Here is a 24,232-nt window from a genome sequence, read left to right as displayed (position 1 = left end):
TAAAAGACGAGTATACTCTCGCTTTTTTATTGTAAAATCTTATTCTTCATTATCAATCATCAAACACTCTGCCTGTGAGTTGGTACATGAGGTAAATGTGCTCCAAGGTTTTGACAATTCGCGTCACATGAAGTTATTTAAGCATCTCCTTTTCTCTCATTACCATTTTCTGTTATAATAAATTGTACTTCTAGAATAGAAAGGTCTTAAGATGGCAACTCTTATTAAGCATAAACGTGTAGAATTTTCAGAACTATTTTATGACCTAGTGTTTGTTTTTGCAATTTCAAAAGCAACTGCTTTAATTCACCCTATTCATAACGGTGTTTTGGCTTGGGACTCTTTACTTGATTTCTTCATCTCTGTCATGGTTATCATCAATTCCTGGATGATTCAAACCATTTATACCAATCGCTATGGAACAAACTCGTTATTTAACATGGTAATCATGTTTATCAACATGGGACTTATGCTCTTTATATCCAATATGATTGGATACAATTGGCAACAATGGTACTATCATACCTGTTGGGCTGTTGGCACATTAACCCTTACCTTATTTTTTCAATATTTGGTTCAGTTTTTTAGAGGATCAACCGATAGTGCTGATCGGGAAAGTATCAAAGGTTTTCTATGGTTGACAGGTCTACAAAGCTTAGGAGTCTATCTGGCAGCTCTTTTTCCTATTTACGTTGGAGTCTATATCTTTATTGCTAGTATTCTGCTAACATTTATTGTGCCAATTTTCTTGATTACTAAAGATGAGCATTTCCAAGTAAATCTTCCCCATTTAATCGAGCGCGTCTCCCTTCTTGTCATTATTACGTTTGGAGAGATGGTTATTGGGCTAGTTAACTTCTTTACAGTTGAGAATTTCTCGATATATTCGGTTCTTAATTTCGTTATCATGCTTTCTCTGTTCTTGTTTTATTTTGGTGAATTTGACCATGCTATTGACGAAGGATCCAATCAAAAGGGATTATTTATAATTTATAGTCACTATCCTATTTTCATTGGGCTTATGTTGATGACAGTTTCGATGGGTTTTCTTCTGAATCCTGAGGCTAATCTTCTCGTTGCAATCAGCTTCTTTTATATCGGAATTGGCCTCTTCCAAGCTGCTGTCCTAGCAAATGGGCCCTATAACAAAAACTATCTTCGCTATTCGAGAAGTTACTACTGTGCTCAAGCGACACTCTATCTGGCTGCCTTGATTCTCTCTTTGGTTTTCGCTTCGAATCCTACAATAGTGCTGAGTATTGCAACCATCTTCGCTCTAGCTATAGCCATTCATTTTATTTATTTTTATGTGACACAGAATAAAAAATATTCCAAATCTAACTGGGGGTTCTTTTAATGAGTTTATAACATAAAAAAGCTTTGGGAACCAAGGCTTTTTTTTCATTAATTTGTTTTTCCATTTTATCCTCCAATTTGATCTCGCACTGACATTTATTTATAACAAAACTATATATCTAGAATAGCATAATCATTAGGTATTATAGGTTTTCAAACAAAATACGAGTCATTCGTTTTTGCCCCACTTTTGCCCCATTTTTAAATCCTGACATTGAAAACACCTAAAAGTATTTCCCTAAAATCAGCTATATTTCAACATTTTTGTTTATTTTCAATATGAAAAGTTCTTACAAATCCATGTAGGGGGCAGCTAAACAATAAGAAAAAGCCTTGAGATTAAGGCTTTTTTGTTTGTCTGAAGCGATTACTTTTCGGTAATGTCTCTGCAAGGTGTACACTTTATGCTATGATATTAGTTAAGGAATGAAATTGAAAAGGAGACAGGTGTTGAAAATAGCAATCATCGGCTATAGTGGTTCTGGAAAGTCGACTTTGGCTAGTTTTTTAGGTCAACATTACAATTGTGATGTACTCCATTTAGATAAAATTCATTTCACATCAAATTGGCAAGAGCGGACAATTGATGAAATGGCTAACGATATATCAAGATTCATGCTACAAAGTGATTGGATTATTGAAGGGAATTACTTGACCTGTCTTTATGAAGAACGCATGAGAGAGGCGGACTGTATTATATATTTCAGCTTTAACAGATTTAATTGTCTCTCTCGGGTTTTCAGGCGATATCTAAAATATAGGGGACATGCACGTCCCAGTATGGCAGAGGACTGTAATGAAAAATTTGACTTTGAGTTTATGAAATGGATTTTATTAGATGGTCGTTCAAATAAATATGTAAAGCAATATAAAGCAGTTATTAAAAAATATCCTGACAAAACAATTGTTTTAAAGAATCAAAAGCAGTTGAATCATTATATGAAGCAGATTAATTAATTATTATAACGATTTCCTCATATAAATAGCTGGTAAGTCTATATAAGATGAAAGATTAAAAAGATATAGTAAATCACTAGTTGCAATCTTAGCTGTAACTGTCAGAATATTTTGTAAGAAACGCTTTCAACATTGAACAAAAGGACTTTTTTCTGCTATAATAAACTGTAACGCAAAACTTGTGGGTGAAATTCCCACCGTGAAGTTTTTCAAGAAAGGTGGGGACAGTCTCGTAAAGGTAGAGCTGTCCGTTATCAAAATAATATGACATCAGTAGTTGTTGTAGGTACCCAGTGGGGTGATGAAGGTAAAGGGAAAATAACAGATTTCCTAAGTCAAGATGCCGAAGTGATCGCACGCTATCAAGGTGGAGACAATGCAGGTCACACGATTGTTATCGATGGTAAGAAATTCAAATTGCACTTGATTCCGTCAGGTATTTTCTTCCCAGAAAAAATCTCTGTTATTGGGAATGGTGTAGTGGTCAATCCTAAATCACTTGTCAAAGAGTTGGAATATCTTCATGCGGAAGGTGTGTCAACAGACAGTCTTCGTGTTTCTGATCGTGCGCATGTTATCTTGCCATACCATATTAAACTTGATCAACTGCAAGAAGCTGCTAAGGGTGACAATAAGATTGGTACAACTAATAAAGGCATCGGTCCAGCTTATATGGATAAGGCTGCGCGTGTCGGTATTCGTATTGCAGACCTTTTGGACAAGGAAGTCTTTGCTGAACGTTTGAAGACAAACTTGGCTGAAAAAAATCGTCTCTTTACTAAGATGTATGGGTCTGAAGGACTGTCATTCGATGATATTTTTGAAGAATATTATGCTTACGGCCAACAAATTAAACAATATGTCACGGATACATCTGTTATCTTGAATGATGCTCTTGACGCTGGCAAACGTGTTCTCTTTGAAGGAGCTCAAGGAGTTATGCTTGACATTGACCAGGGAACGTATCCATTTGTAACGTCATCAAACCCAGTTGCGGGGGGAGTTACAATTGGTTCTGGTGTTGGTCCATCTAAAATCAATAAAGTTGTTGGTGTATGTAAGGCCTATACGAGTCGTGTTGGTGACGGACCATTCCCAACTGAATTGTCTGATGAAGTGGGTGAACGCATCCGTGAAGTTGGTCATGAGTATGGAACAACAACTGGACGCCCACGTCGTGTGGGATGGTTTGACTCAGTAGTGATGCGTCATAGCCGTCGTGTATCAGGAATCACAAACCTTAGCTTGAACTGTATTGATGTTTTGTCAGGTCTTGATACGGTGAAAATTTGTGTAGCTTATGATCTTGATGGTAAGCGCATCGATTACTATCCAGCTAGTCTTGAACAATTGAAACGTTGTAAACCAATCTATGAAGAGTTACCAGGTTGGGAAGAAGACATCACAGGTTGCCGTAGTTTAGATGAGCTTCCTGAAAATGCCCGTAATTATGTTCGTCGTGTTGGTGAATTGGTAGGTGTACGTATTTCTACCTTTTCAGTAGGACCAGATCGTGAGCAAACTAATATTCTTGAAAGTGTCTGGTCAAATATTTAATAACACATTAAGGAAGAATCTAGAAAATAGGTTCTTTTTTTCTGAATCTTAAACCTAGTAAAGGCTGACAGAGGCCAGTAATTGTTAGGGAAAGTGCTTGCTAAATTTTCGACAGTAATAAGGAAGAAGTCTTTCTATTTGATTAGTTTTTCGGTATAATATGGGTTGATTAGATGAAAATGAGTGAGCATTTACTTTATTATTTCAAATGCGGACTCTCAATGTGGTAAAATAAGTAACTATATCTCTTAATATCTTTGACAAGAGGTGGATAATGAAGAAGATTGTATTTGTTTGTTTAGGCAACATTTGTCGTAGCCCTATGGCAGAATTTGTGATGAAAGCACTTAATCAAGAGGAAGCTTTGCAGATTGAGAGTCGTGCAACATCTTCATGGGAACATGGAAACCCAGTTCACCAGGGAACGCAAAAAATTTTAAGAAAATATGCGATTTCTTTTGATCCTTCTAAGAGATCACAGCAGATTAATCAGTTAGATTTTGAATCTTTTGATTTAATTTTAGGAATGGATGAGTCAAATGTTGATGATCTTTTACAATTATCTGCGGGACGTTATGATGATAAGATCAAGCTTTTTCGGTCTGGTGGAGTTCCGGATCCGTGGTATACAGGGGACTTTGAAGAAACATACAAATTGGTAATGGAAGGTTGCCAAGATTGGTTACAATGGATTAAGGATAGACAATGAATTTTAAACAATTAAAAGATTTTGATTTTAAAAATATTGATCTTAAAAATATTGAGATTGATCGTAATCAATTTGAACGTATCGCAGTAGGAGTTATTATTCTTTGCGCATTGTCCTTGTTTTTAGTGACTATAAAAACACAGCACACTATCAAGGTTGATGGGACTAAAATTACCTATAAAGGTCAAATGCAAAACCACCGTTTAAATGGTCAAGGAACTCTGACTTATGATAATGGCGACACCTATACAGGTGAATTTAAAAATGGTTCCTTTAATGGTCAAGGAACATTCAAATCTCACGAGGGTTGGACCTATGTGGGGGAATTCAAATCTGGTCAAGCTGATGGTCAAGGTAAATTGACTACTGAAAATAAAGTTACCTACAAAGGAAAATTTAAACAGGGGATTTTTAAAGGATGAGAATTAACTGGTTTTCTTATATTCGTGTGACAGGACTTCTCTTAGTTCTTGTTTATCATTTCTTCCCAAGTGTTCTTCCTGGGGGGTTCATTGGTGTTGATGTCTTCTTTACTTTCTCGGGGTATCTGATTACAGCTCTTCTTATTGATGAAGTGTCTAGAACGCATCGTATTGATTATCTTGGTTTTATGCGACGTCGTTTTTACCGGATAGTACCACCGCTTGTATTGATGGTTCTTATCTGCACCCCCTTGGCACTCCTAGTTCGAAATGATTTCATAGCAGGTATTGGACGTCAAATCACCTCTGTTCTTGGTTTTGTGACTAACTATTATGAAATTTGGACCGGAGGAAATTATGAGAATCAGTTTAACCAGCATATTTATCTCCATACGTGGAGTCTGGCTATCGAGGTTCACTACTACATTCTCTGGGGAGCTTTGCTCTGGTTCTTAGCTAAGCGTGTCAAGCACCAAAATCAATTTAGAGGGCTAGTTTTCATAGTTTCGCTTACTTGTTTTGCGGTAAGCTTCTTATCAATGTTTATTAGTGCTTTCTTTGTTGATAGCTTTTCTCGTCTCTACTTCTCATCGATTACCCATGCTTATCCTTTCTTTTTAGGTTCGCTTTTTGCGACGCTTTCAGGTGTGCATGAGACGACTGCTAGGTTCAAGAAAAATATTCGCCTTTGGGATCTGAAAAAGACAGTCCTATATATGGTTGGAAGCTTTGCCCTATTATTATTGTTAGGATTAGTACTTCATTTTGAAGAGCGCCTTACCTATTTATTTGGCTTTGCTTTAGCTAGTTTGTTTACATCTGTCATGATTTATTCGGCGCGTATTCTTCATGAAAAGTTACCTGGGAAATCAGAGCCTGCTGTCATTAGTTATTTGGCAGAGATTAGTTATAGTGTTTATCTTTTCCACTGGCCACTTTATATTATCTTTAGTCAATTAACAAATAATCTTGTTGCTGTAATAGTGACCACTATTTTATCAATTGTCTTTGCAACACTTTCCTACTATATAATAGAGCCATTTATTGCAGGAAGAAAAGCGAATCTTTTTGGTATAGATTTGGATTTGTCTCCTTATCGCAATATTGTGTTTTATGTCTTTAGTGGGCTCACGTTGATTACGGTACTGATTTCGCTCTTTGCACCAGCTGTTGGGAACTTTGAAAAAGATTTACAAGCCAATGGTTTATCGCAAGCTCAGACTAAGATGAAATTAACGCGTGCTAATGCGGAACATAGTCAGGCTACTTCTTTTGGTGTTAATAAGGGAGTGACAATTCTAGGGGATTCTGTTGCGCTTAGGTCGAAGGATCAGATTGAATCGAAAATTGATAACGTCTATATGGATGCAGTTGTCAGCCGTAACTTATCAACAATCAATGATTTGCTTAAGAATTATGCAGATAGTAATGCACTTGCCAAGGATGTTGTTATTGCTGGTGGTGTTAATGAGATTGATGACTATAAAGGGGTTATTAATAAAATGATTAAAAATCTACCTAAAGGTCACCATATCATCTTTGTGACACCATATAATGGTAGTAAGTCTGGAAGTGAAGCTGCATCTTTGGTTCAGTTGCGTAAGTATGAATTGGAGATGGCTAAGAAATACGACTTTGTAACGGTTGCTGATTGGTACCAAGTGGCTAAGGACAATATTTCTATTTGGAATGGCACAGATGGTGTGCATTTTGGCTCCGATAGTGACTCTATTAACCGTGGTGCTAAATTATATACCAATACGATCAAAGAGGCCATTGCCCAAGCTGATAAGTCGCCAGTTAAAGGTGGTAAAAAATGATATAAAGAGAAGGCAGCATCTGTCTTCTTTTTTTGATGACAAATTTTGACTGCGTTTTTTGTTTTGTGCTAAAATAAGCCTATGGCAAGAATATTAGATAATGATTTATTAGGAGATGAAGAGTATGTTGAGCGTACTCTTCGTCCTCAATATTTTAAGGAATACATTGGTCAAGACAAGGTTAAAGACCAATTAAAAATATTTATAGAAGCAGCAAAACTTCGTGATGAGGCCTTGGATCACACTCTTTTGTTTGGACCTCCAGGTTTAGGTAAGACAACTATGGCATTTGTCATTGCTAATGAGATGGGTGTTAATTTGAAGCAAACATCTGGACCTGCTATTGAAAAAGCTGGTGATTTGGTTGCTATACTCAATGACCTAGAGCCAGGAGATATCTTATTTATTGATGAGATTCATCGGATGCCAATGGCAGTTGAAGAAGTTCTTTATAGTGCCATGGAAGATTACTATATTGATATCATGATTGGTGCTGGTGAGACAAGTCGTAGTGTCCATCTTGAGTTACCTCCTTTCACCTTGGTCGGTGCAACTACACGAGCAGGTATGTTGTCAAATCCTTTGAGGGCTCGATTTGGGATTAATGGTCATATGGAATATTACGAGTTACCTGATTTGACAGAAATTGTAGAACGAACATCGGAAATTTTTGAAATGACCATAACACCAGAAGCCGCTTTGGAATTAGCTCGTCGTAGTAGAGGGACGCCACGTATTGCCAACCGTCTACTTAAGCGCGTGCGGGATTACGCACAAATTATGGGTAATGGTATCATTGATGATAAGATTGCGGATAAGGCATTGACGATGTTGGATGTGGATCGCGAAGGACTAGACTATGTTGACCAAAAAATTCTCCGAACTATGATTGAAATGTATGGGGGAGGACCCGTTGGCCTAGGTACTTTGTCAGTGAATATTGCTGAAGAGCGAGAGACGGTAGAAGATATGTATGAGCCCTACCTTATCCAGAAAGGTTTTATTATGCGTACACGAACAGGACGTGTCGCAACGGCTAAAGCCTATGAGCACATGGGATATGATTATAAGGAACAGAACAGTTAAGAATGCGACAATCCATCCAATCTAAAGGATGGATTTTTGATTTTGTAAAAAATAAGGAAGAAAAAGGAAAATTTAAAAAAAAACCTTGCAATGAGTGGGTTCTTTTGTTATTATATTATGGTGCTGTAAATACAGCGCTTAGCTATGATACAAGAGGTTGCGACACGCCTGGTTGCACTGCCACGCAATCCGTGTTGGTTTTCTTGAGGAGCTAGCCTATTATCTTAAATAGACGAAAGAGGAGAAAAAATGGCAAACAAAAAAATTCGTATCCGTTTGAAAGCTTACGAACACCGTACGCTTGATACAGCGGCAGAAAAAATCGTAGAAACTGCAACTCGCACAGGTGCGACAGTTGCTGGACCAGTTCCACTTCCAACTGAACGTAGTCTCTACACAATTATTCGTGCGACTCACAAATATAAAGATTCTCGCGAACAATTTGAAATGCGTACACACAAACGTCTTATTGACATCATCAACCCAACTCAAAAAACAGTTGACGCTTTGATGAAACTTGATCTTCCAAGTGGTGTGAACGTAGAAATCAAACTTTAATTTAAGGCTTGATTTGATTGAGCATAAAAAACGCTCGTTAAAAACTTTTTTGAGCATAAAAAACGCTCATAAAAAACTTTTTGAAATACAATAAAGTAAAGGAAATATTTTCTCATGACAAAAGGAATCTTAGGGAAAAAAGTGGGAATGACTCAAATCTTCACTGAAGCAGGTGAATTTATCCCTGTTACTGTCATCGAAGCTACTCCAAACGTTGTGCTTCAAGTTAAAACTGTTGAAACAGACGGTTACGAAGCAGTTCAAGTTGGTTTTGACGACAAACGCGAAGTATTGAGCAACAAACCTGCCAAAGGCCACGTAGCGAAAGCTAACACAGCTCCTAAGCGCTTCATTCGTGAATTCAAAAACATTGAAGGCTTGGAAGTTGGATCAGAAATCACTGTTGACACATTCGAAGCTGGAGATGTTGTTGACGTAACTGGTACTTCAAAAGGTAAAGGTTTCCAAGGTGTTATCAAACGCCACGGTCAATCACGCGGACCTATGGCTCACGGTTCTCGTTACCACCGTCGTCCAGGTTCAATGGGACCTGTTGCGCCTAACCGTGTTTTCAAAAACAAACACTTGGCAGGACGTATGGGTGGCAACCGTGTGACAATTCAAAACCTTGAAGTTGTACAAGTTATCCCAGAGAAAAACGTTATCCTCATCAAAGGTAACGTACCAGGTGCTAAGAAATCTCTTATCACTATCAAATCAGCAGTTAAAGCTGCTAAATAATAAGAAAGGAGAAATCAGTTAAAAATGGCAAACGTAAAACTATTTGACCAAACTGGTAAAGAAGTTAGCTCAGTTGAACTTAACGACGCTATCTTCGGTATCGAACCAAACGAATCAGTAGTATTTGATGTCGTAATCAGCCAACGCGCTAGCCTTCGCCAAGGTACTCATGCGGTAAAAAACCGTTCAGCAGTATCAGGTGGTGGACGTAAACCATGGCGTCAAAAAGGAACTGGACGTGCTCGTCAAGGTTCTATCCGCTCACCACAATGGCGTGGCGGTGGTATTGTCTTCGGACCAACTCCACGTTCATACGGATACAAACTTCCACAAAAAGTTCGTCGCCTTGCATTGAAATCTGTTTACTCAGCTAAAGTTGCAGAAGATAAATTTGTAGCAGTTGAAGCTCTTTCATTTGCAGCTCCAAAAACTGCTGAATTCGCAAAAGTTCTTTCAGCTCTTAGCATCGATTCAAAAGTACTTGTTATCGTTGAAGAAGGAAACAAATTCGCTGAACTTTCAGCTCGTAACCTTGCAAACGTAACTGTTGCAACTCCTGCAACTGCAAGTGTACTTGACATCGTAAACGCAGATAAACTTCTTGTTACTAAAGAAGCTATCTCATCAATCGAGGAGGTTCTTGCATAATGAATTTGTATGACGTAATCAAAAAACCTGTTATCACTGAGAAATCTATGGTTGCTCTTGAAGCAGGAAAATACACTTTCGAAGTTGATACACGTGCACACAAACTCTTGATCAAACAAGCAGTTGAAGCTGCATTTGAAGGTGTTAAAGTTGCTAGCGTGAACACTGTAACTGTTAAGCCAAAACAAAAACGTGTTGGACGTTACACTGGTTTCACTTCAAAAACTAAAAAAGCTATCATCACTCTTACAGCTGATTCAAAAGCAATCGAGTTGTTTGCAGCTGAAGCTGAATAATCAAAGGAGAAATTAACGTGGGTATTAAAGTTTATAAACCAACGACAAATGGCCGTCGTAACATGACTTCTTTGGATTTCGCAGAAATCACTACAAGCACTCCTGAAAAATCATTGCTTGTTTCTCTTAAGAACAAAGCTGGTCGTAACAACAACGGTCGTATTACTGTACGTCACCAAGGTGGCGGACACAAACGTCACTACCGTTTGATTGACTTCAAACGTAATAAAGATGGCGTTGAAGCAGTTGTTAAAACTGTTGAATATGATCCAAACCGTACTGCAAATATCGCTCTTGTACACTACACTGACGGGGTTAAAACTTACATCATCGCACCTAAAGGTCTTGAAGTAGGTCAACGTATCGTTTCAGGTCCAGATGCGGATATCAAGATTGGTAACGCTCTTCCACTTGCAAACATCCCAGTTGGTACAGTTATCCACAACATTGAGCTTCAACCAGGTAAAGGTGCTGAACTTATCCGTGCCGCTGGTGCTTCTGCTCAAGTTTTGGGTCAAGAAGGTAAATACGTGCTTGTTCGTCTTCAATCAGGCGAAGTTCGTATGATTCTTGGTACATGTCGTGCAACAATCGGTACTGTCGGTAACGAACAACAATCACTTATCAACCTTGGTAAAGCTGGTCGTAATCGCTGGAAAGGTGTTCGCCCAACAGTTCGTGGTTCTGTAATGAACCCTAATGATCACCCACACGGTGGTGGTGAAGGTAAAGCACCAGTTGGACGTAAAGCGCCATCTACTCCATGGGGTAAACCTGCGCTTGGTCTTAAAACTCGTAACAAGAAAGCTAAATCTGACAAACTTATCGTTCGTCGTCGTAACGAAAAATAATTTAGTCGCTTAGCACATATTATCCGCCAACTCGGTAGCGCTCAGCGCAAGCCGCTGTGGTACATTTAATTTAAAGGAGAAAACTACAAAATGGGACGTAGTCTTAAAAAAGGACCTTTCGTCGATGAGCATTTGATGAAAAAAGTTGAAGCTCAAGCAAATGACGAAAAGAAAAAAGTAATCAAAACTTGGTCACGTCGTTCAACGATTTTCCCAAGTTTCATCGGATACACTATCGCAGTTTATGATGGACGTAAACACGTTCCTGTTTACATCCAAGAAGACATGGTAGGTCACAAACTTGGTGAATTTGCACCAACACGTACTTACAAAGGTCACGCAGCTGACGATAAGAAAACACGTCGTTAATAGGAGGAGGACACAATGGCAGAAATTACTTCAGCTAAAGCAATGGCTCGTACAGTGCGTGTTTCACCTCGTAAAACACGTCTTGTTCTTGATCTTATCCGTGGTAAGAACGTTGCTGATGCAATCGCAATCTTGAAATTCACTCCAAACAAAGCAGCTCGTATCGTTGAGAAAACTCTTAACTCTGCTATCGCTAATGCAGAAAATAACTTTGGTTTGGAAAAAGCTAACTTGGTAGTATCTGAAACATTCGCAAACGAAGGACCAACAATGAAACGTTTCCGTCCACGTGCGAAAGGTTCAGCTTCACCAATCAACAAACGCACAACTCACGTAACAGTAGTTGTGTCAGAAAAATAAGGAGGTAAACTCGTGGGTCAAAAAGTACATCCAATTGGTATGCGTGTCGGGATCATCCGTGACTGGGATGCGAAATGGTATGCTGAAAAAGAATACGCAGATTACCTTCACGAAGATTTGGCAATCCGCAAATTTATTCAAAAAGAACTTGCAGACGCTTCAGTTTCAACTATTGAAATCGAACGTGCTGTAAACAAAGTTATTGTTTCACTTCACACTGCAAAACCAGGTATGGTTATCGGTAAAGGTGGATCAAACGTTGACGCTCTTCGCGCTCAACTTAACAAATTGACTGGAAAACAAGTACACATCAACATTGTTGAAATCAAGAAACCTGATTTGGACGCTCATCTTGTTGGTGAAACTATTGCTCGTCAACTTGAGCAACGTGTTGCTTTCCGTCGTGCACAAAAACAAGCTATCCAACGTACAATGCGTGCTGGAGCTAAAGGAATTAAAACTCAAGTATCTGGTCGTTTGAATGGTGCCGATATTGCCCGTGCAGAAGGATACTCTGAAGGTACAGTTCCACTTCATACACTTCGCGCTGATATTGATTATGCTTGGGAAGAAGCTGACACAACTTACGGTAAACTTGGTGTTAAAGTTTGGATCTACCGTGGAGAAGTTCTTCCGGCTCGTAAAAACACTAAAGGAGGCAAATAACAAATGTTAGTACCTAAACGTGTTAAACACCGTCGTGAATTCCGTGGAAAAATGCGCGGTGAGGCTAAAGGTGGTAAAGAAGTAGCATTCGGTGAATACGGACTTCAAGCTACAACTAGCCACTGGATTACAAACCGTCAAATCGAGGCTGCTCGTATTGCCATGACTCGTTACATGAAGCGTGGTGGTAAGGTTTGGATTAAGATCTTCCCACACAAATCATACACTGCTAAAGCTATCGGTGTACGTATGGGTTCTGGTAAAGGGGCACCTGAAGGTTGGGTAGCACCAGTTAAACGTGGTAAAGTAATGTTCGAAATCGCAGGTGTACCTGAAGAGGTTGCACGTGAAGCACTTCGTCTTGCTAGCCACAAATTGCCAGTTAAAAGTAAATTCGTGAAACGTGAAGCAGAATAAGGAGAAGACATGAAACTTGAAGAAATCAAAAAGTTTGTTGCTGAGCTTCGTGGCTTGTCTCAAGAAGAGCTTGCTAAAAAAGAAAACGAACTTAAGAAAGAACTTTTCGACCTTCGTTTCCAAGCTGCAGCAGGTCAACTTGATCAAACTGCTCGTTTGAACGAAGTGAAGAAACAAATTGCACGTGTTAAAACAGTGCAATCTGAAATCAAATAATAGATTGGGAAAGGAGCAATTCTAATAATGGAACGTAATCAACGTAAAACCCTTGTTGGACGCGTAGTATCTGACAAGATGGATAAAACAATCACAGTTGTAGTTGAAACGAAACGTAACCACCCAGTCTATGGTAAACGTATCAACTATTCTAAAAAATACAAAGCACATGATGAAAACAACGTTGCTAAAGAAGGCGATATCGTTCGTATCATGGAAACTCGCCCACTTTCAGCTACAAAACGCTTCCGTCTTGTAGAAGTTGTGGAAGAAGCTGTTATTATCTAATAAAACTAAAAGGAGACAATTGAAATGATTCAACAAGAAAGTCGCTTGAAAGTTGCTGATAATAGCGGTGCTCGTGAAATCTTGACTATCAAAGTTCTTGGTGGTTCAGGACGTAAATTCGCTAACATCGGCGACGTAATCGTTGCAACTGTAAAACAAGCTACACCAGGTGGAGCTGTTAAAAAAGGTGATGTTGTTAAAGCTGTAATCGTTCGTACTAAAACTGGTGCTCGTCGTCCAGACGGTTCATACATCAAGTTTGATGACAATGCTGCAGTAATCATCCGCGATGACAAAACTCCTCGTGGAACTCGTATCTTTGGCCCTGTTGCACGTGAATTGCGTGAAGGTGGATACATGCGTATCGTATCTTTGGCGCCAGAAGTACTTTAATCTAACGAAACACAAACTTAGTCCCCTGGCTCAGCTAGGGTGCCCATAGGGCGTAAGAAATAATAGGAGAAATACTCAATGTTTGTAAAAAAAGGCGATAAAGTTCGCGTTATTGCTGGTAAAGACAAAGGAACTGAAGCAGTAGTTCTTAAGGCTCTTCCAAAAGTAAATAAAGTTGTTGTTGAAGGTGTTGCAATCATCAAAAAACACCAAAAACCATCAGCTGAAAACCCTCAAGGTGCTATCGTGGAAAAAGAAGCACCAATCCACGCTTCAAACGTTCAAGTTCTTGACAAGAACGGTGTTGCTGGACGTGTAGGTTACAAAGTTGTTGACGGCAAAAAAGTTCGTTACAACAAAAAATCAGGCGAAGTGCTTGACTAATCACGAAGGAAAGGAGAAAGTATTAAATGGCTAACCGTCTTAAAGAAAAATACACTAACGAAGTAATTCCTGCTTTGACTGAAAAATTTAACTATTCTTCAGTTATGGCTGTGCCAAAAGTTGATAAAATCGTTATCAACATGGGTGTTGGTGAAGCTGTAAACAACGCTAAAACTCTTGAAAAAGCTGCTGCTGAGTTGGCACTTATTTCAGGTCAAAAACCATTGATTACTAAAGCTAAGAAATCAATCGCTGGCTTCCGTCTTCGTGAAGGTGTAGCGATCGGTGCTAAAGTTACCCTTCGTGGTGAACGCATGTACGAATTCTTGGATAAATTGGTATCAGTTTCACTTCCACGTGTTCGTGACTTCCATGGTGTTCCAACTAAATCATTTGATGGACGTGGTAACTACACACTTGGTGTTAAAGAACAACTTATCTTCCCAGAAATCAACTTCGACGATGTTGATAAAGTGCGTGGTATGGATATCGTTATCGTAACTACTGCTAACACTGACGAAGAAGGTCGTGAATTGCTTAAAGGCCTTGGAATGCCTTTTGCAAAATAATCTAGGAGGTAAATAAATTGGCTAAAAAATCAATGATTGCTAAGAACAAACGCCCTGCGAAGTTCTCTACGCAAGCTTACACTCGTTGCGAACGTTGTGGACGTCCACACTCAGTTTATCGCAAATTTAAACTTTGCCGTGTTTGCTTCCGTGAATTGGCTTACAAAGGTCAAATTCCAGGTGTTACCAAAGCTTCTTGGTAAAAACATGATATATTCAAGTTAGTTTTACCTAATTTGAATATATTAAACACAATCTGAGCCTAGCTCAATCATTAACTAGCAAGTGAATTATTCAAACTACTAGTAAGAGGAGAAAATATAAAATGGTTATGACTGACCCAATTGCAGATTTCTTGACACGTATTCGTAACGCTAACCAAGCTAAACACGAAGTACTTGAAGTACCTGCATCAAACATTAAAAAAGGTATCGCTGAAATCCTTAAACGTGAAGGTTTCGTTAAAAACGTTGAAGTTATCGAAGATGACAAACAAGGTATCATCCGCGTATTCTTGAAATACGGACAAAACGGTGAACGTGTTATCACTAACTTGAAACGTATCTCAAAACCAGGTCTTCGTGTTTACTCTAAACGTGAAGATGTTCCTAAAGTTCTTAACGGACTTGGAATCGCGATCATCTCTACTTCAGAAGGTCTTTTGACTGATAAAGAAGCTCGTCAAAAGAACGTTGGTGGAGAAGTTATCGCTTACGTTTGGTAAGAAGTTGATACTAAGCACTTATCTCAAATGATTTGTGCGAGTTTCGTTGATTATATTCGATGAAACTCATCCCCGTGAAAACTAGTCACTTTGTGGCTTGATAATCTAACAGGAGAATTAAATACTATGTCACGTATTGGTAATAAAGTTATTACTTTGCCTGCTGGTGTTGAAGTAACAAACAACGATAACGTTGTTACTGTTAAAGGACCTAAAGGCGAACTCACTCGTGAGTTTAACAAAAACATTGAAATCAAAGTTGAAGGTAATGAAGTTACACTTCACCGTCCAAACGACTCAAAAGAAAACAAAACAATCCACGGTACTTCACGTGCAAACTTGAACAACATGGTTGTTGGTGTTTCTGAAGGTTTCAAAAAAGAACTTGAAATGCGCGGTGTCGGATATCGTGCGCAACTCCAAGGAACAAAACTTGTTCTTTCAGTTGGTAAATCTCACCAAGACGAAGTTGAAGCTCCAGAAGGTATTACTTTTGAAGTACCATCTGCAACTTCAATCGTTGTAAGTGGTATTAACAAAGAAGTTGTTGGTCAAACAGCGGCTTACATCCGTAGCCTTCGTTCACCAGAACCTTACAAAGGTAAAGGTATTCGTTACGTTGGTGAATACGTACGTCGTAAAGAAGGTAAAACTGGTAAATAATAGGATTTTATCCTTATGGCAATTCTTTGTGGATTGTCTCTTTACCAAATGCTCTCATGAGCTAGCATTATAATTAAGAGGTGAAAATTGTGATTTCGAAACCAGATAAAAACAAACTCCGCCAAAAACGCCACCGTCGCGTTCGCGGAAAACTCTCTGGAACTGCTGATCGCCCACGTTTGAACATTTTCCGTTCTAATACAGGCATCTACGCTCAAGTTATTGATGACGTAGCGGGTGTAACGCTCGCAAGTGCATCAACTCTTGATAAAGAAGTTTCTAAAGGAACTAAAACAGAACAAGCCGTTGTTGTCGGTAAACTTGTTGCTGAACGCGCAGTAGCTAAAGGTATTTCTGAAGTGGTGTTTGACCGCGGTGGATATCTCTATCACGGACGTGTTAAAGCTTTGGCTGACTCAGCTCGTGAAAACGGATTGAAATTCTAATAGGGAGGACACTTAATAATGGCATTTAAAGATAATGCAGTAGAACTTGAAGAGCGCGTAGTTGCTATCAACCGTGTTACTAAAGTTGTAAAAGGTGGACGCAACATGCGTTTTGCTGCTCTTGTTGTTGTTGGTGACCGTAATGGTCGCGTAGGATTTGGTACTGGTAAATCTCAAGAGGTTCCAGAAGCTATCCGTAAAGCAGTTGAAGCAGCTAAGAAAACCTTATCGAAGTTCCTATGGTTGGTACAACTATTCCTCACGAAGTTCGTTCAGAATTTGGTGGAGCGAAAGTATTGTTGAAACCAGCTGTTGAAGGGGCTGGGGTTGCCGCTGGTGGTGCAGTTCGTGCCGTCATCGAATTGGCTGGTGTTGCTGATGTAACATCTAAATCTCTTGGTTCAAACACTCCAATCAACATCGTTCGTGCGACTGTTGAAGGATTGAAACAACTTAAACGTGCTGAAGACGTTGCTGCTCTCCGTGGCATCTCAGTATCTGACTTGGCATAAGAAAGGAGATTATAATGGCTCAAATTAAAATTACTTTGACTAAGTCTCCAATCGGACGCAAACCAGAACAACGTAAAACAGTTGTTGCTCTTGGACTTGGTAAATTGAATAGCTCAGTTGTTAAAGAAGACAACGCTGCTATCCGTGGTATGGTCAATGCAGTTTCTCACTTGGTAACTGTTGAAGACGTTAAATAAAAAATGATTTAAGTCGTAAGGGTTGCCTTGCGACTTAAACTGAATTTCATGTATAGGCGAGTTTTTAATCAAGCTACCTTACTTGGTTAGAGGCGCTAGCATTTTACAAAAAGAGGAGAAAATTAATAATGAAACTTCATGAATTGAAACCTGCTGAAGGTTCTCGTAAAGTCCGTAACCGTGTAGGTCGTGGTACTTCATCTGGTAACGGTAAAACTTCAGGCCGTGGTCAAAAAGGTCAAAAAGCTCGTAGTGGTGGTGGCGTACGTCCAGGATTTGAAGGTGGACAAACTCCATTGTTCCGTCGTCTTCCAAAACGTGGATTCACAAACATCAACGCTAAAGAATACGCACTTGTAAACCTTGATCAATTGAACGTCTTTGAAGATGGTACAGAAGTAACTCCAGCAGTTCTTAAAGAAGCTGGAATCGTTCGTGCTGAAAAATCAGGCGTTAAAGTTCTTGGTAATGGCGAATTGACTAAGAAATTGACTGTTAAAGCAGCTAAATTCTCTAAATCTGCTGAAGCAGCTATCACTGCTAAAGGTGGTTCAATTGAAGTCATCTAATGAGGGGTAACTCATTATGTTCTTTAAACTATTAAAAGACGCATTGAAAGTCAAAAACGTTCGTAATAAGGTTCTATTTACAATCTTCATTATTTTCGTTTTTCGTGTAGGAACTCATGTAACTGTTCCTGGTATCAATGCGGAAAGTTTGAAACAATTAAGTGATTTACCTTTCTTGAACATGCTTAACTTGGTGTCAGGTAATGCTATGAATAACTTCTCTATCTTCTCGATGGGGGTTAGTCCTTACATTACGGCATCAATCATTGTCCAACTTTTGCAGATGGATATCTATCCAAAATTTGTGGAGTGGGGTAAACAGGGTGAAGTTGGCCGTCGTAAATTAAATCAGGCGACTCGTTATATTACTCTTGTTTTAGCATTTGTTCAATCGATTGGTATTACAGCTAGTTTCAATACACTCTCATCAATTTCATTGGTTAAGACACCTAATGTTTCAACCTATTTGTTGATTGGGACAATTTTAACTGCTGGTAGCATAATTGTGACATGGCTTGGTGAACAAATTACTGATAAGGGCTTTGGTAATGGTGTGTCAATGATTATCTTTTCTGGTATCATTGCTTCCATTCCAAAGATGTTCTCAACAATTTATGAGGATTTCTTTGTCAATGTTCGTTCAGGAGAATTGACTCGTTCATATATCATCGTCGCATTGTTGATTGTGGTAGGTTTGGCGATTGTCTTCTTTACGACATTTGTACAACAAGCAGAATATCAAATTCCAATTCAATATACGAAATTGGTTCAAGGGGCTCCAACGAGTTCATACTTACCTTTGAAAGTCAATCCAGCTGGTGTTATTCCCGTTATCTTTGCTAGCTCGATTACGACAATTCCAAGTACGATTCTTCCATTCTTCTCGAAGGTTTCGTGGTTATCTCATTTACAAGGACTACTCTCGTATAATACACCTAGTGGAATGATTACCTATGCGATATTGATTATCTTGTTCTCATTCTTCTACACATTTGTCCAAGTTAATCCTGAAAAAACTGCTGAAAATCTTCAAAAGAATGGGTCTTACATTCCTAGCGTTCGTCCAGGTCGTGAGACTGAAAAGTACATGTCTTCATTACTTAAGAGATTGGCAACAATCGGGGCTGTATTTCTCGCATTTATTTCATTGGCTCCAATTGCGGCTCAACAGTTTATGCACCTCACAAGTTCAATTGCACTTGGTGGTACATCACTCTTGATCTTGATTTCAACTGGTATTGAAGGTATGAAACAACTTGAAGGTTACCTTTTGAAACGTCAATATGTTGGATTTATGAATCTCGAAGACTAAGTCTTCTCATGAACAATCGAGAGGGAAAGAAAGATTGCTTTCTGCCCCTTCTCTTTTGTTTTTTGATAACTCTACCAAGTCTATTAAATCTTGATAGAGTTATTTGAAAACAAAAATAAGGAGTTCGTAAGATGAATCTTTTAATTATGGGTCTACCAGGCGCTGGTAAAGGGACACAAGCTGCAAAAATCGTTGAAGAATTTGGTGTAGCTCATATCTCAACTGGTGATATGTTCCGTGCTGCTATGGCTAACCAAACAGAAATGGGAACTTTGGCAAAATCATTCATCGATAAAGGTGAATTGGTTCCAGATGAAGTGACAAACGGGATTGTAAAAGAACGTTTGGCTCAAGACGACATTAAGGAAAAAGGATTCCTTTTGGATGGTTTTCCTCGCACGATCGAACAAGCTCATGCCTTGGATCAAATCTTGGTTGATCTTGGTTTGGAGCTTGATGGAGTAATCAATATCGAAGTGGATCCATCTTGCCTTCTTGAACGCTTGAGTGGTCGTATTATTCACCGTAAAACAGGTGAAACTTACCATAAAGTATTCAACCCACCAGCTGACTACAAGGAAGAAGACTATTACCAACGTGAAGATGACAAACCTGAAACGGTAAAACGTCGCCTTGATGTTAACATTGCTCAAGGTGAGCCAATCATTGCACACTATCGTGAGCTTGGCCTTGTATCAGATATTCAAGGTAATCAAGATATTGAAGATGTATTCGCTGATGTTAAAAAAGCGATTGCAGCAATTAAATAATTATTTAATCTTACTTGCGTATCAGACTCAAGCATGATATAATACTTTAGTCTGACTTATAATTGTTACCTCTGTGCTCAGAGGAAATCAAATCGAAATTTTAGGGGGTACTTTTGCGTGGCAAAAGAAGACGTGATTGAAATTGAAGGTAAAGTTGTAGAAACTATGCCTAATGCTATGTTTACTGTTGAATTGGAAAATGGACACCAAATTTTGGCGACAGTTTCTGGTAAAATCCGTAAAAACTACATTCGTATTTTGGTCGGTGACCGTGTGACTGTTGAAATGAGTCCTTATGATTTGACACGTGGACGCATCACATACCGCTTTAAATAATCGAAATAATTGGAGGGATTAAAACATGAAGGTAAGACCATCGGTTAAACCAATTTGCGAATACTGTAAAGTTATTCGTCGTAACGGTCGTGTTATGGTAATTTGTCCAACAAATCCAAAACACAAACAACGTCAAGGATAATATAGAAAGGAGAAATCATGGCTCGTATTGCTGGAGTTGACATTCCAAATGATAAACGTGTAGTAATTTCACTTACTTACGTATACGGTATCGGACTTACAACATCTAAGAAAATCTTGGCTGCTGCAGGTGTTTCTGAAGACATCCGCGTTAAAGATTTGACAAATGATCAAGAAGACGCTATCCGTCGTGAAGTGGATGCAATTAAAGTTGAAGGTGACCTTCGTCGTGAAGTAAACCTTAACATCAAGCGTTTGATGGAGATCGGTTCATACCGTGGTATCCGTCACCGTCGTGGACTTCCTGTCCGTGGACAAAACACTAAAAACAATGCCCGCACTCGTAAAGGTAAAGCTGTTGCGATTGCAGGTAAGAAAAAATAATTTAAAATAAAATAGGAGGTAAAAACATTGGCTAAACCAACACGTAAACGTCGTGTGAAAAAGAATATCGAATCTGGTATTGCTCACATTCACGCTACTTTCAATAACACTATTGTTATGATTACAGATGTGCATGGTAATGCTGTAGCTTGGTCATCAGCTGGTGCTCTTGGTTTCAAAGGTTCTCGTAAATCTACACCATTTGCTGCCCAAATGGCTTCAGAAGCTGCTGCTAAATCTGCACAAGAACATGGTCTTAAGACAGTTGAAGTAACTGTTAAAGGTCCTGGTTCAGGTCGTGAGTCTGCTATCCGTGCTCTTGCTGCTGCTGGTCTTGAAGTAACTGCAATCCGTGATGTAACTCCTGTACCACATAATGGTGCTCGTCCTCCAAAACGTCGTCGTGTGTAATCTTTAATAACAATAGTACACAAGGTTCGTTTCGAGGGAGTATAATAAATGATTGAGTTTGAAAAACCAATAATAACAAAAATTGATGAAAATAAAGATTACGGCAAATTTGTCATCGAACCACTAGAACGTGGTTATGGTACAACTTTGGGTAACTCTCTTCGTCGTGTACTTTTGTCATCACTTCCAGGTGCTGCCGTAACATCAATTAAGATTGATGGAGTACTTCACGAATTTGATACCGTACCAGGCGTCCGTGAAGACGTGATGCAAATCATCCTTAATGTTAAGGGTCTTGCTGTAAAATCTTACGTCGAAGACGAAAAAACAATTGAACTAGATGTTCAAGGTCCAGCTGAAGTAACTGCTGGGGATATCTTGACTGATAGTGATATTGAAATTGTTAACCCTGATCATTATCTTTTTACTATCGCTGATGGGGCTTCATTGAAAGCAACCATGACAGTAGCTACAAACCGTGGTTATGTTCCAGCAGATGAAAACAAGAAAGATGATGCTCCAGTGGGAACATTGGCTGTAGATTCAATCTACACACCAGTGAAGAAAGTCAATTATCAAGTTGAACCTGCTCGTGTAGGTAGTAACGATGGTTTTGATAAATTGACAATCGAAATCATGACAAACGGAACAATCATTCCTGAAGATGCCCTCGGTCTTTCAGCTCGCGTTTTGATTGAACACTTAAACTTGTTTACTGACCTTACTGATGTGGCTAAGGCTACAGATGTAATGAAGGAAACTGAGAAAGTGAACGATGAAAAAGTGCTTGACCGTACCATCGAAGAACTTGATTTGTCTGTCCGCTCATATAACTGTTTGAAACGTGCCGGTATTAATACCGTTCATGATTTGACAGAAAAAACTGAGCCTGAAATGATGAAAGTCCGTAACCTTGGTCGTAAATCTCTTGAAGAAGTTAAAGTTAAATTAGCTGATCTTGGACTTGGACTTAAAAACGATAAATAATAATATAGGAGGATAACATGGCTTACCGTAAACTTGGACGCACAAGCTCACAGCGTAAAGCGGTTCTTCGTGATTTGACTACAGATCTTATCATTAACGAAGCAATCGTTACAACTGAAGCACGTGCTAAAGAAATCCGTAAAACAGTTGAAAAAATGATTACTCTTGGTAAACGTGGTGATTTGCACGCACGTCGTCAAGCAGCTGCATTTGTACGTAACGAAATTGCATCTGAAAGCTATGATGAAGCAACTGACAAATATACTTCAGTAACTGCTCTTCAAAAACTTTTCTCAGAAATTGCACCTCGTTATGCTGAACGTAACGGTGGATACACTCGTATCCTTAAAACAGAACCACGTCGTGGCGATGCTGCCCCAATGGCAATCATCGAACTTGTTTAATTTTTATCAATTTTGTTGAGTGTTATGATGATGGAATAGCTTTGCTTTTCTTAGTCTAGCTCTGGTCTACCGCTGGGCATTCGCCTAGCGGGAACACTCATCATAAAATGGGAATAAATAAGCATGTAACGCTTGTTTACGAAAGATAATACGGTTGTTTTTCGTAAGCAGGCGTTTTTTAGTCTATAAATCGTCTGAATATTTTGATATAATGGGATAAACTTATTTTTAAAAGGGGAATATTATTTTGACAACAGCCAAGGAACTTCTTAAACAAAGGTATTATTTGCCAATCAAGGAACAACCCGGACTATTTGTAGGAATCGAGTTGGAATACCCTGTTGTTAATTTGAGCGGGAACGCTACGGATGTCTCTCTTACAAAACAACTTTTAATATATCTTATTGATAATTTTGGTTTTAAAGCGGATAAATTTGATTCTGATAATAATCCTATTCAGCTTATTGAGCAAGCTTCTGGAGATATGATTCTTTTCGAAGTCTCATATAATACGATTGAATTTGCATTTGCCAAGGCTAGTCGGATTGCTGAGGTTGAAGAACGTCTGGATACTTACCTTAGTATGATTCAACCATACCTGCGTACTCATAACCATGAGTTGCAAGGTTGGGGTGTTAATCCTAATTGGGCTAAAAATGATAATAGTCCGGTAAAATCACCTCGTTATGAGATGCTTATGGATTTTCTTGAGCTTTCTAAAGCCAAAAATAATCCCTTCTTTCATAATTACCCGGAATATGGGTCTTTTATCTGTGGGAGTCAAGTGCAGTTGGATGTCCCCAAGATTTCCTATTTAAGAGTTCTCAACGCTTTTAATCAGATCGAGGGTCCTAAAGCGGTATTATTTGCTAATTCGGAATTTTGGGGTTCTGATTGGGATTTAGCAATTTCGAGGGATGTTTTTTGGGAGAATTCCATGCATGGTGTCTTTGAAGAAAATGCCGGGATTTTCCCAAGAGTATTCAAGAATGAAGATGATTATTTTTCTTATTTATCTGAAACAGCCATTTTTACTGCAAAACGGGCTGAGGAAACCTACTATTTTGAACCGATACGAGCTAAAGACTATTTGAATAAATCAGCTATTCAAGCCTGGTCTATTCATGGTAAAGAAGTTTCGATTAAGCCGAGTGAGGACGACTTTAAAACGCATCGATCTTATCAATTTCAAGATTTAACGATTAGAGGAACTATTGAATTTCGAAGTGTTTGTACGCAACCTTTTTCAGCGACTTTCGCACCAGCAGCCTTTCATCTGGGGCTGTTAGTCAATTTAGAACGTTTAGAAAATATTTTAAAAGATTCCCCATTTTTTGAAGCTTTTGACTTTGATTATCCAAGAATTCGTCGTTTATTTTCGAAAAAGGATATTTCTGATACAGACCTTAAATTGATATTCCCTTTAACAGAAGCGTTATTGGTTTGTGCAGAGGATGGTTTAAAATCACGTGGTTTTGGAGAAGAAATTTACTTAGCTCCTCTTAAAGAGAAGCTGAAAGCATTGAAAGTACAATTCGATTAGTTTTTGATTGAGCTTGAAGGTTTCTATAAATTTTGGAGTGAAATATTAAAAAATCGTTGAAAAAGTATTGACGATACTCGACAACAAATGGTATTATGTAATAGTTGTTTCGAATGAGGCAATGGAAAGTTTAGTTAAAAACTTTTCAAAAAGTGTTGACACAATTTGTC

The 24,232-nt window shown here is 38.7% G+C and carries 36 protein-coding genes and 1 pseudogene; all 37 read left to right on the top strand.

Translation table 11 applies throughout. From position 1 onward, the window contains the following. Positions 1-211 precede the first annotated feature (211 nt). The 37 genes and pseudogenes from HSISS3_RS10730 to HSISS3_RS10550 all read left to right on the top strand — a co-directional run bounded on the left by HSISS3_RS10730 (position 212) and on the right by HSISS3_RS10550 (position 24,062). Positions 212-1,357, top strand: coding sequence for a low temperature requirement protein A (locus HSISS3_RS10730; RefSeq protein WP_021152654.1), 1,146 nt, complete (start codon positions 212-214; stop codon positions 1,355-1,357). A gap of 449 nt (positions 1,358-1,806) precedes the next feature. Then, on the top strand, positions 1,807-2,313 hold the full coding sequence (locus HSISS3_RS10725; protein WP_042772019.1) for a DNA topology modulation protein: 507 nt from the start codon (positions 1,807-1,809) through the stop codon (positions 2,311-2,313). 264 nt (positions 2,314-2,577) lie between these two features. Then, positions 2,578-3,870, top strand: a complete 1,293-nt coding sequence (locus HSISS3_RS10720; RefSeq protein WP_002887495.1) for an adenylosuccinate synthase — start codon at positions 2,578-2,580, stop codon at positions 3,868-3,870. A gap of 274 nt (positions 3,871-4,144) precedes the next feature. After that, positions 4,145-4,579 (top strand): low molecular weight protein-tyrosine-phosphatase, encoded by a 435-nt coding sequence (locus tag HSISS3_RS10715; RefSeq protein WP_008536057.1) that lies wholly within the window; start codon positions 4,145-4,147, stop codon positions 4,577-4,579. Next, a complete protein-coding gene (locus tag HSISS3_RS10710) occupies positions 4,576-5,001 on the top strand; it encodes an MORN motif family protein (protein ID WP_021152652.1) in 426 nt (141 codons plus the stop codon). Before HSISS3_RS10715 ends, HSISS3_RS10710 begins: the two co-directional genes overlap by 4 nt. Then, entirely contained in the window at positions 4,998-6,821 is a 1,824-nt protein-coding gene (locus HSISS3_RS10705) for an acyltransferase family protein (protein ID WP_021146606.1), read from the top strand. The genes HSISS3_RS10710 and HSISS3_RS10705 overlap by 4 nt, the downstream gene beginning before the upstream one ends. 81 nt (positions 6,822-6,902) lie before the next feature. Next, a complete protein-coding gene (gene ruvB, locus HSISS3_RS10700; RefSeq protein ID WP_008536059.1) occupies positions 6,903-7,907 on the top strand; it encodes a Holliday junction branch migration DNA helicase RuvB in 1,005 nt (334 codons plus the stop codon). Positions 7,908-8,156: 249 nt separating this feature from the next. After that, positions 8,157-8,465 carry a 30S ribosomal protein S10 gene (gene rpsJ / locus HSISS3_RS10690; RefSeq protein ID WP_002885653.1) on the top strand — a complete coding sequence of 103 codons (309 nt, stop codon included), beginning with the start codon at positions 8,157-8,159 and terminating at the stop codon, positions 8,463-8,465. 114 nt (positions 8,466-8,579) lie between these two features. Beyond that, positions 8,580-9,206 (top strand): 50S ribosomal protein L3, encoded by a 627-nt coding sequence (gene rplC, locus HSISS3_RS10685; RefSeq protein WP_002885755.1) that lies wholly within the window; start codon positions 8,580-8,582, stop codon positions 9,204-9,206. Between the two features lie 24 nt (positions 9,207-9,230). Beyond that, positions 9,231-9,854 (top strand): 50S ribosomal protein L4, encoded by a 624-nt coding sequence (gene rplD / locus HSISS3_RS10680; protein ID WP_021152651.1) that lies wholly within the window; start codon positions 9,231-9,233, stop codon positions 9,852-9,854. Next, positions 9,854-10,150: a 50S ribosomal protein L23 gene (locus HSISS3_RS10675; RefSeq protein ID WP_002885771.1), complete on the top strand. Its 297-nt coding sequence runs from the start codon at positions 9,854-9,856 to the stop codon at positions 10,148-10,150. The genes rplD and HSISS3_RS10675 overlap by 1 nt, the downstream gene beginning before the upstream one ends. Positions 10,151-10,167: 17 nt before the next feature. Further along, positions 10,168-11,001, top strand: coding sequence for a 50S ribosomal protein L2 (rplB, locus tag HSISS3_RS10670; RefSeq protein ID WP_021152650.1), 834 nt, complete (start codon positions 10,168-10,170; stop codon positions 10,999-11,001). A gap of 90 nt (positions 11,002-11,091) precedes the next feature. Beyond that, entirely contained in the window at positions 11,092-11,370 is a 279-nt protein-coding gene (gene rpsS / locus HSISS3_RS10665) for a 30S ribosomal protein S19 (RefSeq protein ID WP_000533765.1), read from the top strand. A 15-nt stretch (positions 11,371-11,385) separates the two neighbouring features. Next, positions 11,386-11,730 (top strand): 50S ribosomal protein L22, encoded by a 345-nt coding sequence (rplV, locus tag HSISS3_RS10660; RefSeq protein ID WP_002887063.1) that lies wholly within the window; start codon positions 11,386-11,388, stop codon positions 11,728-11,730. A 12-nt stretch (positions 11,731-11,742) separates the two neighbouring features. After that, a complete protein-coding gene (gene rpsC / locus HSISS3_RS10655) occupies positions 11,743-12,396 on the top strand; it encodes a 30S ribosomal protein S3 (protein WP_002887507.1) in 654 nt (217 codons plus the stop codon). A 3-nt stretch (positions 12,397-12,399) separates the two neighbouring features. Further along, on the top strand, positions 12,400-12,813 hold the full coding sequence (gene rplP, locus HSISS3_RS10650; RefSeq protein ID WP_002887508.1) for a 50S ribosomal protein L16: 414 nt from the start codon (positions 12,400-12,402) through the stop codon (positions 12,811-12,813). 9 nt (positions 12,814-12,822) lie between these two features. Next, the gene (gene rpmC / locus HSISS3_RS10645; protein WP_002885754.1) at positions 12,823-13,029 is read left to right on the top strand and encodes a 50S ribosomal protein L29; all 207 of its coding nucleotides are present in this window, start codon (positions 12,823-12,825) and stop codon (positions 13,027-13,029) included. Positions 13,030-13,056: 27 nt separating this feature from the next. Continuing rightward, positions 13,057-13,317, top strand: a complete 261-nt coding sequence (rpsQ, locus tag HSISS3_RS10640) for a 30S ribosomal protein S17 (protein WP_002885836.1) — start codon at positions 13,057-13,059, stop codon at positions 13,315-13,317. Positions 13,318-13,341: 24 nt separating this feature from the next. Next, the gene (rplN, locus tag HSISS3_RS10635; protein ID WP_002885711.1) at positions 13,342-13,710 is read left to right on the top strand and encodes a 50S ribosomal protein L14; all 369 of its coding nucleotides are present in this window, start codon (positions 13,342-13,344) and stop codon (positions 13,708-13,710) included. A 78-nt stretch (positions 13,711-13,788) separates the two neighbouring features. Beyond that, the gene (gene rplX, locus HSISS3_RS10630) at positions 13,789-14,094 is read left to right on the top strand and encodes a 50S ribosomal protein L24 (protein WP_002885874.1); all 306 of its coding nucleotides are present in this window, start codon (positions 13,789-13,791) and stop codon (positions 14,092-14,094) included. A 26-nt stretch (positions 14,095-14,120) separates the two neighbouring features. After that, on the top strand, positions 14,121-14,663 hold the full coding sequence (rplE, locus tag HSISS3_RS10625; protein ID WP_002887058.1) for a 50S ribosomal protein L5: 543 nt from the start codon (positions 14,121-14,123) through the stop codon (positions 14,661-14,663). A 17-nt stretch (positions 14,664-14,680) separates the two neighbouring features. Next, positions 14,681-14,866, top strand: a complete 186-nt coding sequence (locus HSISS3_RS10620) for a type Z 30S ribosomal protein S14 (RefSeq protein ID WP_001085699.1) — start codon at positions 14,681-14,683, stop codon at positions 14,864-14,866. A 122-nt stretch (positions 14,867-14,988) separates the two neighbouring features. After that, a complete protein-coding gene (gene rpsH / locus HSISS3_RS10615; protein ID WP_002885642.1) occupies positions 14,989-15,387 on the top strand; it encodes a 30S ribosomal protein S8 in 399 nt (132 codons plus the stop codon). A gap of 126 nt (positions 15,388-15,513) precedes the next feature. Continuing rightward, entirely contained in the window at positions 15,514-16,050 is a 537-nt protein-coding gene (gene rplF, locus HSISS3_RS10610) for a 50S ribosomal protein L6 (RefSeq protein ID WP_002887056.1), read from the top strand. An 89-nt stretch (positions 16,051-16,139) separates the two neighbouring features. Beyond that, complete coding sequence (rplR, locus tag HSISS3_RS10605; RefSeq protein ID WP_002885810.1) at positions 16,140-16,496, top strand: 50S ribosomal protein L18; 357 nt, start codon at positions 16,140-16,142, stop codon at positions 16,494-16,496. An 18-nt stretch (positions 16,497-16,514) separates the two neighbouring features. Beyond that, positions 16,515-17,008 (top strand): annotated as a pseudogene (rpsE, locus tag HSISS3_RS10600) (30S ribosomal protein S5). Between the two features lie 14 nt (positions 17,009-17,022). Beyond that, a complete protein-coding gene (gene rpmD, locus HSISS3_RS10595; protein ID WP_002885773.1) occupies positions 17,023-17,205 on the top strand; it encodes a 50S ribosomal protein L30 in 183 nt (60 codons plus the stop codon). A gap of 128 nt (positions 17,206-17,333) precedes the next feature. Beyond that, positions 17,334-17,774 carry a 50S ribosomal protein L15 gene (gene rplO / locus HSISS3_RS10590; RefSeq protein ID WP_002885849.1) on the top strand — a complete coding sequence of 147 codons (441 nt, stop codon included), beginning with the start codon at positions 17,334-17,336 and terminating at the stop codon, positions 17,772-17,774. A 16-nt stretch (positions 17,775-17,790) separates the two neighbouring features. Beyond that, positions 17,791-19,086 carry a preprotein translocase subunit SecY gene (secY, locus tag HSISS3_RS10585; RefSeq protein WP_002887516.1) on the top strand — a complete coding sequence of 432 codons (1,296 nt, stop codon included), beginning with the start codon at positions 17,791-17,793 and terminating at the stop codon, positions 19,084-19,086. A gap of 131 nt (positions 19,087-19,217) precedes the next feature. Continuing rightward, complete coding sequence (locus tag HSISS3_RS10580; RefSeq protein ID WP_008536073.1) at positions 19,218-19,856, top strand: adenylate kinase; 639 nt, start codon at positions 19,218-19,220, stop codon at positions 19,854-19,856. 117 nt (positions 19,857-19,973) lie between these two features. Continuing rightward, positions 19,974-20,192 (top strand): translation initiation factor IF-1, encoded by a 219-nt coding sequence (gene infA, locus HSISS3_RS10575; protein WP_001040189.1) that lies wholly within the window; start codon positions 19,974-19,976, stop codon positions 20,190-20,192. Between the two features lie 25 nt (positions 20,193-20,217). Next, a complete protein-coding gene (gene rpmJ, locus HSISS3_RS11860; protein WP_000868345.1) occupies positions 20,218-20,334 on the top strand; it encodes a 50S ribosomal protein L36 in 117 nt (38 codons plus the stop codon). A gap of 17 nt (positions 20,335-20,351) precedes the next feature. Next, on the top strand, positions 20,352-20,717 hold the full coding sequence (gene rpsM / locus HSISS3_RS10570; protein WP_002887519.1) for a 30S ribosomal protein S13: 366 nt from the start codon (positions 20,352-20,354) through the stop codon (positions 20,715-20,717). Between the two features lie 27 nt (positions 20,718-20,744). Then, positions 20,745-21,128 carry a 30S ribosomal protein S11 gene (gene rpsK / locus HSISS3_RS10565; protein ID WP_002887520.1) on the top strand — a complete coding sequence of 128 codons (384 nt, stop codon included), beginning with the start codon at positions 20,745-20,747 and terminating at the stop codon, positions 21,126-21,128. 48 nt (positions 21,129-21,176) lie between these two features. Next, complete coding sequence (locus HSISS3_RS10560; protein ID WP_002887521.1) at positions 21,177-22,115, top strand: DNA-directed RNA polymerase subunit alpha; 939 nt, start codon at positions 21,177-21,179, stop codon at positions 22,113-22,115. A 17-nt stretch (positions 22,116-22,132) separates the two neighbouring features. Further along, positions 22,133-22,519, top strand: a complete 387-nt coding sequence (rplQ, locus tag HSISS3_RS10555) for a 50S ribosomal protein L17 (RefSeq protein WP_002887523.1) — start codon at positions 22,133-22,135, stop codon at positions 22,517-22,519. Positions 22,520-22,766: 247 nt separating this feature from the next. Further along, positions 22,767-24,062, top strand: a complete 1,296-nt coding sequence (locus HSISS3_RS10550; RefSeq protein ID WP_021152647.1) for a hypothetical protein — start codon at positions 22,767-22,769, stop codon at positions 24,060-24,062. Positions 24,063-24,232 lie beyond the last annotated feature (170 nt).

Origin of the sequence: Streptococcus sp. HSISS3, from assembly GCF_000448605.1 — a bacterium.
GTDB lineage: Bacteria > Bacillota > Bacilli > Lactobacillales > Streptococcaceae > Streptococcus > Streptococcus raffinosi.
The sequence above is the reverse complement of the archived record's forward strand: the minus strand, read 5'-3'. Positions and strand labels throughout refer to the sequence as shown.